This window comes from Streptomyces sp. NPDC088817 (genome assembly GCF_044750345.1).
GTDB lineage: Bacteria > Actinomycetota > Actinomycetes > Streptomycetales > Streptomycetaceae > Streptomyces.
Window position 1 is genome coordinate 161,956 of sequence record NZ_JBIVJN010000014.1, and the last position, 13,781, is coordinate 175,736.

10 protein-coding genes and 1 pseudogene are annotated in these 13,781 nt (G+C 73.1%); 5 read left to right on the forward strand and 6 right to left on the reverse strand.

Going from position 1 to position 13,781, the window contains the following annotated elements:
- Positions 1-73: 73 nt before the first annotated feature.
- The 4 genes from ACIP4X_RS25030 to ACIP4X_RS25045 all read right to left on the reverse strand — a co-directional run bounded on the left by ACIP4X_RS25030 (position 74) and on the right by ACIP4X_RS25045 (position 5,160).
- Entirely contained in the window at positions 74-1,693 is a 1,620-nt protein-coding gene (locus ACIP4X_RS25030) for a phosphodiester glycosidase family protein (protein ID WP_358731649.1), read from the reverse strand.
- Positions 1,694-1,921: 228 nt separating this feature from the next.
- Complete coding sequence (locus tag ACIP4X_RS25035; RefSeq protein ID WP_401350703.1) at positions 1,922-3,265, reverse strand: globin domain-containing protein; 1,344 nt, start codon at positions 3,263-3,265, stop codon at positions 1,922-1,924.
- 336 nt (positions 3,266-3,601) lie between these two features.
- Positions 3,602-4,603, reverse strand: a complete 1,002-nt coding sequence (locus ACIP4X_RS25040) for a DUF6745 domain-containing protein (protein ID WP_358731865.1) — start codon at positions 4,601-4,603, stop codon at positions 3,602-3,604.
- A gap of 230 nt (positions 4,604-4,833) precedes the next feature.
- Positions 4,834-5,160, reverse strand: coding sequence for a hypothetical protein (locus tag ACIP4X_RS25045; protein WP_358731645.1), 327 nt, complete (start codon positions 5,158-5,160; stop codon positions 4,834-4,836).
- A 177-nt stretch (positions 5,161-5,337) separates the two neighbouring features.
- Between ACIP4X_RS25045 and ACIP4X_RS25050 the strand changes: the two genes are divergently transcribed.
- The 5 genes and pseudogenes from ACIP4X_RS25050 to ACIP4X_RS25070 all read left to right on the forward strand — a co-directional run bounded on the left by ACIP4X_RS25050 (position 5,338) and on the right by ACIP4X_RS25070 (position 10,730).
- Entirely contained in the window at positions 5,338-6,294 is a 957-nt protein-coding gene (locus ACIP4X_RS25050) for an STM4015 family protein (RefSeq protein WP_358731643.1), read from the forward strand.
- Positions 6,275-7,402, forward strand: a pseudogene (locus tag ACIP4X_RS25055) (STM4014 family protein); the annotation flags it as partial. The gene ACIP4X_RS25050 and the pseudogene ACIP4X_RS25055, both read left to right, overlap by 20 nt.
- 259 nt (positions 7,403-7,661) lie before the next feature.
- Entirely contained in the window at positions 7,662-8,468 is an 807-nt protein-coding gene (locus ACIP4X_RS25060; RefSeq protein WP_358731863.1) for an STM4013/SEN3800 family hydrolase, read from the forward strand.
- Positions 8,465-9,841, forward strand: a complete 1,377-nt coding sequence (locus ACIP4X_RS25065) for an STM4012 family radical SAM protein (RefSeq protein WP_358731640.1) — start codon at positions 8,465-8,467, stop codon at positions 9,839-9,841. Before ACIP4X_RS25060 ends, ACIP4X_RS25065 begins: the two co-directional genes overlap by 4 nt.
- Before the next feature lie 10 nt (positions 9,842-9,851).
- Complete coding sequence (locus tag ACIP4X_RS25070; protein ID WP_358731639.1) at positions 9,852-10,730, forward strand: STM4011 family radical SAM protein; 879 nt, start codon at positions 9,852-9,854, stop codon at positions 10,728-10,730.
- A 19-nt stretch (positions 10,731-10,749) separates the two neighbouring features.
- Here the strand turns inward: ACIP4X_RS25070 and ACIP4X_RS25075 are convergent, their stop codons facing one another.
- Positions 10,750-10,875 carry a hypothetical protein gene (locus tag ACIP4X_RS25075; protein WP_358731637.1) on the reverse strand — a complete coding sequence of 42 codons (126 nt, stop codon included), beginning with the start codon at positions 10,873-10,875 and terminating at the stop codon, positions 10,750-10,752.
- Between the two features lie 116 nt (positions 10,876-10,991).
- Positions 10,992-13,706 (reverse strand): AAA family ATPase, encoded by a 2,715-nt coding sequence (locus tag ACIP4X_RS25080; protein WP_358731636.1) that lies wholly within the window; start codon positions 13,704-13,706, stop codon positions 10,992-10,994.
- Positions 13,707-13,781 lie beyond the last annotated feature (75 nt).

Here is a 13,781-nt window from a genome sequence, read left to right on the forward strand (position 1 = left end):
CGGAAAAGTGGTTGACATGGTACACATAGGACAAAGATGTCCTCACGTGTACCCCAATCCCAGCACCGGGGGGTCAACTCCTGTGGGGCAGGATCAGCAGGGCGTCTCCGACGGGGCGTTCGCCGGCGGCGTCGGACGGCTGGTTGAGCACCCTGCCGTCAATCACCATCGTGGTGGATCCGCCGCCGTCCAGGTTCATCGCGTCGCGCAGTCCGAGTGACTTGGCGATGTCGGCGCCCTCGGTGATGCTGAGCCCGAGGGCACCGGTGCTGCGTCCGTCGGCCGTGATGAGCACGGTCCGTCCGGCGGCGTCCACTCCTGCCAGCGTGCGCGGGTTCCGCTTGTGCACCCAGCCGTAGTAGAAGCTCGGGTCGCCCGGGTGCACCATGCCGTCGGTGGCCGGTGTGACGTGGAGCCGGCCGTCGCGGACCAGCTCGGGGCCGCCGTTCACGATGTCGGTCCTGGGCGAGGGCGTGACCGGGTGTCCGCGTCCGTCCAGCAGCGTGGCCTTGATGTTCAGGTGGTCGCCGACCCGCGCGAGGGCGGTCAGCTCGGCGACGCGTCGGCCTGTCGCCTGCACGGACCTGCCGCCGGCCGGCAGCGGTCCACCGCGTGGCGTGCGCAGTTCGATGACGCGGTCGTGGCCGTCCAGGACGGCTTCGAGTCCCGCGCCTCCGGGGGTGCGCTGCCCGAAGTCGGGCGTGAAGGCGACGAGTTCGTCGGGGTTGGTACAGGTCACGTCGTGCAGCGGGAGCGCGGTCGGGATGTCGTGTGCGCCGCCGCCGCAGTTCCTGATCAGGCCTGGTACGCGGTTGACGCCGTTCAGGCTCAGCGAGGTGCCCCGGCCGGTGACGCGTCCTTGCCAGGTGAAGCGGGTGATCTCGGTCCGGCCGCCGTCGGTGTGCGTGACGAGGCCGGGGCATCCGCTGACCGGTTCGCTCAGCAGGCGGCCGTCGTAGACACCGACGCCGGCCGGGTCTCCCGGTGCGCCCGCGAGGGGGTCGAGGACGAAGAACCCGGCGTTGACTGCAGCGGTCGCGCCGGCCGCGTTCGACAGGGCGCTGGTCGTCTCGCGGTTCTCCAGGTCGGGACCGTACGACGCCTCCAGGCTCCCGTGGAAACGGCGCGGGTCGATGGTGAGCACGTCGACGCGCCACGGGCCCCTGTCCGTGCGGTCGCCGTCCCAGCCGGTGTACACCGCCGATCCCGCGTGCCCCGCCGCCTTCAACCGTGCTTGTTCGGAGGCCGCGCCGGACTGCGCGTCGAACGAGCCGACCCGGACCCGCCAACCGAGGGTGCCGCCGGCGTAGTCGGCGGTACTCGACGTCGTCACCTGCTCGACCCGGGCCGGGAAGCCGTCGCGCTTGAGGGCGGCGGCCAGTTCTTCGGCGCTCGCCCTGTCCTTGAGGGCGGTCGGCGGTGCGTCGGGGTCGGGTGAGGTCTCACCGCCGGGAATGGACACCTCGACCGTCCAGCGAAGTGCCGGGTCGAGGGCGCCGCGCACGATGCGGGTGAGGGTGACGCCCGACTGGAGGGTCGTCGTCGTGCGGGTCTCGGGGAGGTCGGACGGTCCCAGTGGCAGGCCCTGGGCCTGCCGAACCGGCTGTGGGGCCGGGGACGCCTGTGTCGGGGACGCCTGCGCCGGGAGTACGCCCACGGTGACGAGCACGCCGAGGGCGGCACGGCACCGCACAGTCTCTTCTTCATCTGCACCGCCTGGAAGCCTGTGACCGCTGACTCGAACATGACATTTGTACGCGCCGGCGGATCATGTTGCCAGCCGTGCGGGCGACGCGAAAGCCCGGCCGGTTCCTTTCGGTCGGCAGGACTCTCGCGTCGGTCGGCCGGGCTCGCGCACAGGTCGGTCCCTGTCAGATGCCGGTCTCCTCCGGGAGAGCGCGGCTTCCGTCGTGGCGGTCGGTCACGCCGGGATCGACTGCCCCTGGAACGTCCAGGGACCGGCCGAGTCGAAGTTCCCCGCCGGTCCTGGCAGGTCGCGGGGGCCGGCCGGCAGCGGGTCGTGGCGGACGTGTGCGGCGGGCAGCCCGGCGCGGGTGAGCGCGGCCGTCACCGCCTGGACCATGGCGGGCGGCCCCGCAAGCAGGGCGCGACCGGCCGCCGAGGGACGGCTCCTGGTCACCGCGCGGGCCAAGTGGTCGTAGGCGCCCTCCCCCGGTGTCCCGCCCGTCACCGGGACCACGGTGAGCCACGGGCGGCTGCGTTCGAGCCCTGTCAGGTACTCGGTGTCGTACAGGCCGGACAGCCCGTCGGCGCCCAGGAAGAGACGTACCCGGCCCGCCCGGTGCTCGGGCGCCGGGCGCAGGCGGCCTTCCAGTTCCTGGAGCAGTGCCTTCATCGCGGCCCAGCCGGTGTCCCAGGCCACCAGCTGGAGTTCGCCCGTCGGCTCCTCGCCGAGTGCCAGGTTCCCCTTGGGGGGACCGAGCCGTATCCGGTCGCCGGCCGTGGTGTGGCGCACCAAGGCCTCACTCACGCCGCCGGGGCAGGTACGGCGGACATGGAACTCCAGGTCACCGTCCCGGCCGGGCTCGCCTGCCAGGTAGTAGGGGCGCCAGGTGTGCGGCAGGCGCGCGGACTCCAGGGCGGTGTACTGCCCGGCCCGGTACCGGAAGGTCTCGTGCGGCCGTACTCGGAGCACCGCGAGGTCCGGGCCGCACAGCCGGTGCGCCGTCACCGTGGCCTCCCAGCAGGGCGGCTCGTGCAGCGCCGCCTCGGCGCCCTGCACCATGGCCGTGATCCCGAAGCGCACCATCCGGACCCAGGCCTGCTCGAGTTCCGCGGTCCAGTGCTCGCCGGCGCGTATGCGCAGTGCCTCGCAGAGCGCCGTTTCGAAGGCCGCGTACTGTGCCGGGCGCACGCCGAGCTTTCGGTGGTCACGGCCCAGCTGGGTGAACGTCTCGGTGATCTGCTCGGGCCTGTCCAGGTGTTCGAGCAGATACCAGAACGCCCGTGCCAGGTGGGCCTGCTGGAACGCCATCTCGGCGGGGAAGAGCGATCGCAGCGAGGGATGCCGGGTGAACAGTGCCTGGTAGAGGTGGGCGATCAGCTCCTCGAACGGGGCCACCAGGTCCAGATCGCGCATGATCGTCTGCTGATCGGCGACCCCGTCGTACGGCTGCCCGGCCGAGCCGCGGAGGCCGGGGCCGCCACCGCTCGGGAAGGCCCCGGAGGAGAGCATCTGGCGGCGTAGTCGCATCGCGTCGTGCCGGGCGAGGAGTGCGTGGTAGTTGCCGTCTTCCGCGCTCATGATCGGCGTCCCCTCCGCGCCTCACGCCCGACGGCGGTCAGCCGCACGGCGTCCGGTCCGGCCGCACCCGCGGCGAGGGCCCGGGCCGGAGCGCGCCGGGCCGGGCGGTCCGGTGCGCTGCCCGGAAGCTGGCGGATGAGTCGAGGCATGGGCGGGCTCCTGAAGAACAGTGTGAGGAACGGTGGGGGGATACGACGGGAACCAGGGACGATCCGTCCGCTGAAACCGCAGGTCAGTATGGCATTAGGGACAAATGCCCCAACGTCCCTGGGTGCGCGGGACGTTGGGCCCTGGACAGGACCGGCGTCGTACTCTCCAACCGTGCCGACCCTGGACTCAGGTCTCCCTCTCCGGCACGTAGTCGGCCTCGTCCAGGCCGAAGGTCCAGGCGACTCCCTCCCGGGCGGTCCGGGTGCTCGGCGGCACCCGGAGCCAGTACGTACGGTGGGTGCCGTCGGGCTCCGGGGTGGAGTTGACCACCTCGACCATCACCAGCGGCTCGTCACCCTCCAGTTCGATGCGCCACAGCACCCCCGCCTTGTCACGCTGCACGGGTTCGGCGCCGGAATCCTCCAGGTAGCGCTCGTAGCCGTAGTGCTCCAGCATCACGCGGCGCAGCTCGGCGTTCTCCTCCTCGCGTATGCGTCGCGGAGTCAGCTCCCCCAGCTCGGCGAGGAAGTCCGCGGGTATCGGCATACCGCGCCAGGCGTGCAGCGCGAATCCGTCGGGGAAGGCGAGCGCCGGCCCGTCCGCGCGGTCGAGCCGGCCGGCCTCGTCCCGGTGCAGTTCCACGGGGCGTTCGCAGACGACCGCTGCCCTCTCGTACGGCCACCACCAGCCGGCCGAGCGGGCGACCGCGGCGATTCCGTCGAGTGCCTGGGCGCCGTCCTGGCCGTCGAAGGCCGCCAGCCAGGCCGCGTCGTGCTGGCCGAGGACCGCGTCGAGCAGGACGAGCCGGACGGCCTGCTCGTCCTCGGGCGCGGTGGTCGCGGCCTCGACCACGCCGGTGCGTACGCGTTCGGTCAGCGCGACCGTGCCGTCCCACAGTTGGGCGCCCGTCAGGGCCCAGCGCGCGGCCCAGCCGGCCGGTCCGAGCCGGTCGAGGACGCGCTTGCGCGCCGCCGCCCAGGGCCGGGTGCGCACCGCGTCGCGGACGGTACGGCCGGCCGTGCCCTCCGCCGTGAGCCGCGCGGCGACCGCGACGCCCTCGCTGGGCGAGCCCGCCCAGATGATGTGCTCCGGCTCCGGCAGACCCGCCAGCCGGTAGGCCAGGCGCACGCCCGCCTCGGCCGCCGGGCGGTCGGCGGGGCCCGTCGCCGCGGCCATCTCGCGCCACATCGCCGTCGTGTCCGCCCGCACGGTCGCCTCGTGCGCGGTGTCAGGCACGGTCTCGTGCGCGGTGTCGAACACGGTCTCGCTCACGTTTTTCGTCGGTGTCCTCATCGTTCCGCTCTTCGCTGTCCCAGTCCGGCCCGTCTCACTGTGCTGTCCGAACGCGCCGCTTCAATCCGCTGTCCCCATGTGCCGCTTCAGCACGCCGCTTCGGCACGTCGCCTCAGCACGCTGCCTCAGTCCGCCACGACGCGCACCGCGCCGGGCGCGTACTCCCGCTGCCGTACCACGCGGTACCAGCCCTTGGGCAGCGGTATCGCCGCGTGTTCCTCGTGCACCACCCGACCGCCGTCCGGGAGATGAAGGTAGGACGCTCCGAACGGGCCCGCCTCCCTGACCAGCGTCCCCGGTCCGATCACCGCGTGAGCGTGTCCGGTGACCTCGCCGAGAGCCAGGACGAGCCTCCCCCGCGCGTCCCTCGGCTGGTGCGGCAGCCGGTCCGTGCCGTGCGGTACGGCCGCCTCCGCCACGGGCACGATCAGGACATCCCCCTGCCGGTACATACAGCTCTCCCTTCCCCGTCGGCACCTCACCGACCGATGTCCACGACGCTACGCGGGGGGTCTGACAACGCCTCACGGCACGGCTCCCGGCCCGGCCCGGGACCGCCGATGTCAGAGCCGCTTGGTACAACTCTTCGCGAACAACGCAATGCGTGAGAGCCCCAGGAGGCCAGCGTCATGTCCAACGTCGAGCATCTGAAGGAACTGCACGGCCTCCCGGCCTTCGACTTCGCCCAGTTCGCGGGGAAGCGGGAGCTGCCGGAGGCAGGTGCCGCCGCCTGGTGGCTGGCCGTCGAGCCGTACGCGGACCCCCCGCAGGAGAACTTCGGTGACCTGTGGGACCGCTTCCTCGACTCCGTCGACCCCGCCGGGGTGCGGGCCATCATCGTGGGTCAGTGGGGCGAGGCGTACGAGAACGACTCCAGCAGCATCGTGCGGCGCCTCGTCGACGCCCGTGACCGGCTGACCTCGCTCCGGGCCGTGTTCATCGGGGACCTGGAGATGGAGGAGTCGGAGATCTCCTGGATCGAGCAGTCCGACGTCACACCGGTTCTCGACGCCTATCCGCAGCTGGAGGAGTTCGGGATCCGCGGCGGCACCGGGCTGCGCTTCCCGGCGGTCCGCCACGAGCACCTGCGCAGGCTCCGCTTCGAGGCCGGCGGTCTGCCCGGCGAGGTCGTGCGCGGAGTCGCGGCCTGTGAGTTCCCCGTCCTTGAGCACCTCGACATGTGGCTCGGCGTGGAGGCGTACGGCGGCGACTCGGGGGTCGCCGACCTCGCCCCGATCCTGGCCGGGGGACGTTTCCCGGCGCTGCGCCATCTCGGCCTGCGCAACAGCGAGATCCAGGACGAGATCGCCGCCGCCGTCGCCGGGGCTCCCGTCGTCGCTCAGCTGACGTCGCTCGACCTGTCCCTGGGCGTGCTCACCGACGACGGCGCGACCGCGCTGCTCGACGGTCAGCCGCTCACCCATCTGACCCGGCTCGACCTGCACCACCACTTCCTGAGCGAGTCCATGGCCGATCGGATCCGCGAGGCCGTCGGCTCCAGCGGTGCCGAGGTGGACGTGTCGGACCAGCAGACGCCCGACAGCTGGGGAGACCAGGAGTGGCGGTATGTCGCGGTCTCCGAGTAGCCCGGCGCCCGCCGCGGGCCTGCGGTTCGCCGTCGTCGGCAATCCCGAGAGCCGGCGGACGACGATGTTCGCCGACGCCGCGCGTGCGGCCGGTCACCCCGCACCCCGCGTGCTGGCGTGGCGGGACGTGCTGCGGGGACGGTACGCCTTCTCGCCGGGCGAGTTGGTGCGGATCGACTCCCCCGGCGAGGACGCCGAGGTCGACCGGTTGCTGCGGGACACCGACGACCCCACCCGGGTCGAGGGAACGGCTCTGTGGCACCGCCGGTTCACGGCCGCGGTCCGGGAACTGACCGCCACGGCGCGGCGCGCGGGCGCGGTGACGACCGCCGACCCGGAGGACATCGCGGTCCTGTTCGACAAGCGGCGCTGCCATGCCCGGCTCGCCGCCGCGGGCGTACCGGTGCCCCCGGCCCTGACGGGTCCGGTCCGTGGTTGGTCCGGGCCGGACGGTCTCCGGGAGCGGCTGAAGGCTGCCCGGATCTCACGGGCGTTCGTGAAGCCGGCGCACGGGTCGTCGGCCTCCGGCGTCGTGGCGCTGACGCTGGCGGGTCCGGGCCGGGTCAGGGCGACGACCTCCGTGGAGACCACGGCCGACGGCCGCCTCCACAACTCCCTCCGGGTGCGCCACTACACCACCGAGGCAGAGGTCGCCGCCCTCGTCGACGCGCTGGCCCCGGACGGGCTCCATGTCGAGCGGTGGCTGCCGAAGGCCTCGCAGGGCGGCCGGGCCGCCGACCTGCGGGTGGTCGTGGTGGCAGGACGCGCCACGCATGCCGTGGTACGGACCAGCCCGTATCCCATGACGAATCTGCACCTCGGCGGCGCCCGCGGCGACCTGGACACGGTACGCGCGGCGATCCGGACCGCGGGAGGCGGCTTCACGGACGTGCTGGACGTGGCCGAACGGGCGGCCGCGTGCTTCCCCGGCACCCTGTGCGTCGGCGTGGACATCCTGCCGGCGACGGCCTGGCGCCGCTTCACGGTCGGCGAGGTGAACGCATTCGGGGACCTCCTGCCCCGCCTCACCGGCCTGCCAGGCAGTGGCGCCGAGGGCCTGGACACCTACGCCGCACAGGTAGCTGCCGCACGGGCCGTCGTGCGGGACGGCGCAGGGACCGACGCGCGAACCGACGCACGGACCGCACGGGCCCCGGCAACCGCCCCCGCACCAGCCGTCGTACGGGCCGCGACACGGACCGCCGCCCCGAACGCCGCGCAGGTCGCCGGACGGACGCCCGCACCGGCCCCCGAACCGGCGGCCCCCGCACCGGACCCCGCCCCGGACCCGGCCCCGGCGGCCCCGGCCTCGATCCCCGCGCGGCGAGCACAACGCAAGGAGCACCACCATGACCCCAGCGCTTGACATGAACGACATCGTGGGGAGCCACGACATCCTGTTCGTCACGCTCGACACCCTCCGCTACGACGTGGCGCAGGAGTTGGCGGCGGCCGGACGCATTCCGAATCTGGCCCGGCACCTGCCCGGCGGAGCCTGGGAGCGCCGGCACGCCCCCGGCAGTTTCACCTACGCCTCCCACCAGGCGATGTTCGCGGGCTTCCTGCCGACGCCGGCCGCCCCGGGTCCGCATCCTCGGCTCTTCGCCGCCCGTTTCGCGGGCAGCGAGTCCACCGCGGACGGCACCTTCGTCCACGACACTCCTGACCTGGTCTCGGGCCTGGCCGCGGTGGGCTACCGCACCGTGTGCATCGGCGGCGTGGGCTTCTTCAACAAGCAGGGGCCGCTGGGCTCCGTCCTGCCCGGGATGTTCCAGGAGAGCCACTGGCGGCCGGAGTTCGGGGTGGCCTCGCCCACGTCGTTCGAGGCCCAGGTGGACTGCGCGGAGCAGGTCGTCGCCGAACTCCCCCACGATCAGCGGCTGTTCCTCTTCATGAACGTGTCGGCCCTGCACCAGCCCAACTGGTTCCACTTCCCCGGGGCCACCCGCGAGGCGGGTGACACGCGGGCCACACACGCCGCGGCCCTCGAGTACGTCGACCGGCACATGGGACGGCTGCTGGCCGCCGTCGCCGGCCGCCGCCCGTGCTTCGCCGTCGTCTGCTCCGATCACGGCACGGCGTACGGCGAGGACGGCTACCACGGCCACCGCATCGGCCATGACGTCGTATGGACCGTGCCCTACGCCCACTTCTTCGTCGACGGAGACCGATGACCATGACCGTCACCAGTGCCGAAGCGGTGGTCGCGCCCAGCGCCGTCCGCCCGTACCAGCAGTACGTGTACGCGTACCCGCACAAGACCGCGTACCGCCCCCTGGCCCGGGAGCGGGCGTCCCTGCGCGCGCTGTGGGCGGACGAGCCGAAGGACGCGCTCTCGCTCTACTTCCACATCCCGTTCTGCGAGGTGCGCTGCGGCTTCTGCAATCTCTTCACCCGCATCGGGGCGCCGGACGGCCTGACCACGGCCTATCTGGACGCGATGGAACGGCAGGCGGGCGCGGTGCGCGAGGCGCTGGGCGACGGGGCGCGGTACGCCAACGCGGCCTTCGGCGGCGGCACTCCGACGTTCCTCGAGGCGGCCGAGCTGGAGCGGCTGTGCGATCTGGCCGAGCGCGGCCTGGGCGCCGACCTCTCCGCGATCCCCCTGTCGGTGGAGGCCTCGCCCGCCACGGCGACCGCCGACCGGCTGGCGGTGCTGGCCGACCGCGGCACCACGCGGCTGAGTCTGGGCGTGCAGAGCTTCGTCGACTCCGAGGCGCGGGCGGCCGTACGCCCCCAGCGCCGGGCGGACGTCGAAGCGGCCCTCGCCCGGATCCGCGACGCCGGCATCCCCGTCCTCAACATCGACCTGATCTACGGCATCGACGGCCAGACCGAGCAGTCCTGGACCCGTTCCCTCGACGCCGCCCTCGACTGGCGGCCGGAGGAGCTGTACCTCTACCCCCTCTACGTGCGGCCGCTCACCGGTCTCGGCCGGCACCGCGGATCGGCGCCCGGCGGTGACGCCGACTGGGACGAGCAGCGGCTGCGGCTGTACCGCCACGGCCGCGACCACCTGCTCGCGCGGGGCTACCAGCAGGTGTCGATGCGGATGTTCCGCCGCGTGGACGCCCCCGCCACCGGCGGCGAGGACTACGCGTGCCAGAGCGACGGCATGGTCGGCCTCGGCTGCGGCTCCCGCTCGTACACCTCCGGACTGCACTACTCCTTCGACTACGCCGTCGACATGCACCGCATACGCGGGATCATCGACGACTACACGGCACGCCCGGCCGACGATTTCCGACACGCGGACTTCGGCTGGGAGATGACCGCGGACGAGTCCCGGCGCCGCCATCTGCTCCAGTCACTGCTCCAGGCCGAGGGCATGCCCGTCGCGGACTACCGGGCCCGTTTCGGCAGCGCGCCCGGCGACGACTTCGCGAGCGAGCTGGACCGGTTCCGCGAGCGGGGCTGGCTGGACGGCTCCGCGGGCCCGGACTTGCTGCGGCTGTCCCCCGAGGGGCTGGCCCACTCCGACGCGCTGGGGCACGAGTTGTTCTCCACCGCGGTGCGCGAGCGCATGGCCGCGTACGAGCCGAAGTGACGGAGCGCGCATGGACCTGACGATCCTCTACCGCGGCCCGCTGGCGTCGTGCGACTACGACTGCCCGTACTGCCCCTTCGCCAAGCGCCGGGACAGCCGCGACCAACTCACCGCGGACCGTGCCGCGCTGGAGCGTTTCGCCACCTGGGCGGCGGCGCAGCGCGACGACCGGCTCTCCCTGCTGTTCACGCCGTGGGGCGAGGGCCTGGTGCGGTCCTGGTACCGGCGTACGCTCGCGGAGCTGAGCCGGCTGCCGCACATCCGGCGGGTGGCGATCCAGACCAATCTCAGTTGCCGTACCGACTGGCTGGACACCGCCGGCCTGGACTCCCTCGCCCTGTGGTGCACCTTCCACCCCGGGCAGACACCGTACGACCGCTTCCTGGCCAAGTGCCACGACCTGGCCGCGCGCGGTGTCCGGCACAGCGTCGGAGTCGTCGGCCTTCCCGAGCACCTGGAGCAGGCGCGGCGGCTGCGCGCCGACCTTCCCGACCACGTCTACCTGTGGGTCAACGCCGCCGAGGGCCACACCTACACCGACGCCGAGGCCGACCGGTGGACGGCCCTCGACCCTCTGTTCCCGTACAGCCGGCACCCGCACCGCAGCGCGGGCCTGCCCTGCCGTACGGGAGAGTCGGTCATATCGGTGGACGGCGAGGGCACGGTGCGCCGCTGCCATTTCGTCCGGGCAGAGCTGGGCAACCTGTACGACGGCTCCTACCGGCGGGCCCTGCGCCCCCGCCCGTGCCCGCTGGCCGTGTGCGACTGCCACATCGGCTACGTGCACCTGGAGACGCTGCCGCTGTACGACGTGTTCGCGGGCGGCGTCCTGGAACGGATCCCGGCCGCGCCGCCCGCGGTTCAGCGCTCGATACCGACGCCCCGGTAGCGGATACCCCCGGGCTGTGTCAGGCGGGGCGGCCGGGTGCCCGGTCGAAGTCGTCGTCGCTCATGCGCAGGAGTGCCCGGCCGACCCCGGCGAAGCCGACCGCGGCGACGAGCAGTCCGACGCCGGACGCGACGTGCCCCGGCATGAAGGGGTGGGTGAAGCCGCCCCGCACCTGACCCGGCGCAGCCAGGCCATCGTCCGGGCACGTGACGCCGGTCTGGGCCGTCCGCGCTGAGAACTCCCCCCTTTTCCTCCCCCTGTTCAGCTCTGGTCCGCGGCACTCGCGCCGCGTCGTGCCAACGGGCGTGTCCCGTTGAGCCGCAGTCTCGCCCCGGTCAGTTCGGCGCGGCCCCGGTCGGCGAGGCGGTCGGCACCGCACTCCTCCGCCAGCTCGACGCCCTCGTGCAGAAGCTCGGTCGCCCGGTCCGTGGCGCCGCCGCGGCAGAGTTCCGCGCCGAGGTCGATCAGGGCCTCCGCGTACGCGTGCCGGCTGGGCGATCGGCGCAGTATCTCCACCGCGCGCTCCCGCAGGGGCAGTGCCTGCCCGTCCTCGGCCACCGCCGCGCTGAACGTCAACGCCTCGCCGATGGCGGTGGGCGTACCGAAGTGCTCGGCCCGCCGCAGCATCTTCGCCGTGAGGGCGCGGGCGCGTACGGGGTCCTCCTCGGCGACCGCGAGGGCGAGGTGTCCCGCCCAGGGGCACCAGGTCGGGTTGACGATGTCCTTGGCCTCCAACCGGGCCCCAGCGGCGGTGAGTTGCGCCTCGGCCTCCTTGCGGAGGCCACGGGCGAGAAGCAGCCGCCCGTAGACCGTCTGGGAGTCCGGAAACACCACGGCGTTCAGGTACGGGGGCGCGAAGTCGTACGTCCTGGCGACCTTCAGCGCCTCCTCCACGCGGCCCCGGGACAGCAGGACGTCCACCAGCAGCCCCACCGCGTACCACCGGGCGGGGACCCGGTCGCCGACCCGCTCGGCCAGGCGCACTCCCTCTCGGGCGCACTCCTCCGCCTTGACGAGCATCCCGCGCCGGAACCAGACCAGGCCGAGGAGGGTGAAGCCGAAGGACAGGTGGGCGCCGCTCCAGCCGACCTGCTCGCACTCGGCGATGGCCGAACTGAACAGTTCCTCCGCGCGGTCGCACTCGTCGGCGTACATGTAGCTGAGCGCGACCACGCTCGGCAGTTCGAAGCCCCAGTCCGGGTCGGTGTAGCTGAGGCCCATGGCGCGCCGGGCGATGTCCAGGGTGTCCGTGGCCGGCTCCCCGCGCAGCACGGCGTCCCAGGTGCGGACGCACAGCAGGGCCCGCTCCTCGATGGCCTCGCCGGGCAGGTGCTCGACGAGCCGTGCGAGCCGGCGGGAGCGCTCTGACGCCTGCTCCTCGTGGGCGTCGAAGACGAGCCACAGGTAGTGGGCGACCTGCATGCGCAGCCGTGCCCGCGGGGACACGGACCGGGCCACCTCGGCGCCCGCGACGGCGGCGGCCTTGGCGAGTTCGTCGTTGTGCGCGAACACCTGGGCCAGCCGGAAGGTGGCGTTCTCCCGCAACTCCGGATCCAGAAAGGGCTGTTCCAGGGCGGCGGTGAGGTGGTTGACCGTGGTGGCGGGGGCGGTGAGCAGGGCGGAGCAGCCGAGTTCGTGGAGGACGCCCGCGCGGTCCTCGGGCGCGGGAGGTTCGCGCAGCGCGCGTTCCAGGCAGCGCCGGGCCGCGTCGGGCGCGCCCAGACGGAGGTTCTCGCGGGCGGCGGCGCGCAGTTGACGGACGGTGTTCGGGTCGCCCTCGGGGTGGGTCTCCAGCAGGTGCCGGGCGGCGGCGGTGATGCCCAGGCCGGCGTCGGCGACCGCCCAGGCGGCCTGACCGTGCAGCGCGGTGCGCGTGGTGGGCGGGATGGCCTGGTAGACGGCGGTGGCGATGAGCGGGTGGATGAACTCGAGGGTGCGGGTGCCGGTGAGGATGCGGGCGACACGCAGCCGGTCCACGGCGGCCTGCGCCTCGGCCGGGGGCAGTCCGGCCACGGTCGCGGCCAGCTCCGCGGAGATCTCGGTGCCGAGCACGGCGGCGGCCCAGGCGAGCCGGACGGCGGCGTGGCCGAGCCTCTCCAGGCGTTTGATCAGACCGGTGCCGCGTGCGCTCGCGCCGAGTTCGCCGAGCAGGGAGGCCGATTCCGCGTCCGGGGCGAGGCCACGGTCCTGGACCCTGGCGATCAGCTCCACGGCCTCGTAGGGGTTGCCGCCGGTGACCACCCAGCACTCGCGGCAGAAGAGGTCGTCGGCCTCCGCTCCGAGCGAGCCCCGCACCAGTTCGGCCACCGCCTCCGGGCTGAGGGCGTGCAGCGGGATCGGGCGCGCGCTGCGGCCGTCGACCAGGTCGCGGAATGCCTGCGCCTCGGCGGGCACCTCGTCCGGGCGGTAGCCGATGACCACCAGGATGGGGAGTTCCCGTGCCCGCACCGCGAAGGCGGCGAGCCAGGCGAGGGACTCCAGGTCGCCCCAGTGGGCGTCGTCGAGGACCATCACGACCGGTGCGCGGCGCACGGCCACCTGGGTGACGACCCAGTCGAGACCGTCCCGGACGCCCTGCGGGTCCGGGCCGGCGGTGTCGGTCTTCTGGGCGAACAGGCCGACGGCCGGTCCGGCGATCTCGTACCAGCCGCCGAAGATGTCACGGCGCTCGGTCTCGGTGCAGGCCGCGAGGACGGGCTGAAGCAACTGGCGTACGACGTGGAAGGGGACGGTGTGCTCCTGCTCGCTGCCCCGGGCGGACAGCACGGTGCAGCCGCGGGCCGCGGCCATGCGGCGGATCTCGGCCAGTACGGTCGTCTTGCCCAGTCCGGCGGCGGCACTGAAGAACAGCAGTCCGCCCCGCCTGCTTTCGGCGTTCCCCCCGCCCGCACAGATCCCGTCCACCGCTTTCCGAGCGGCGGTCACCTCGTTCTCGCGCTCGTACAGGGGCTTCCCCAGCCGATCGCGTCCGTCCACGATGGTGGTCCTCTCGGTGCGCTGCCGTTCCGACACTCCGTTACCCCTGATCTGCCGGTATGCCGGGAAGCCTAG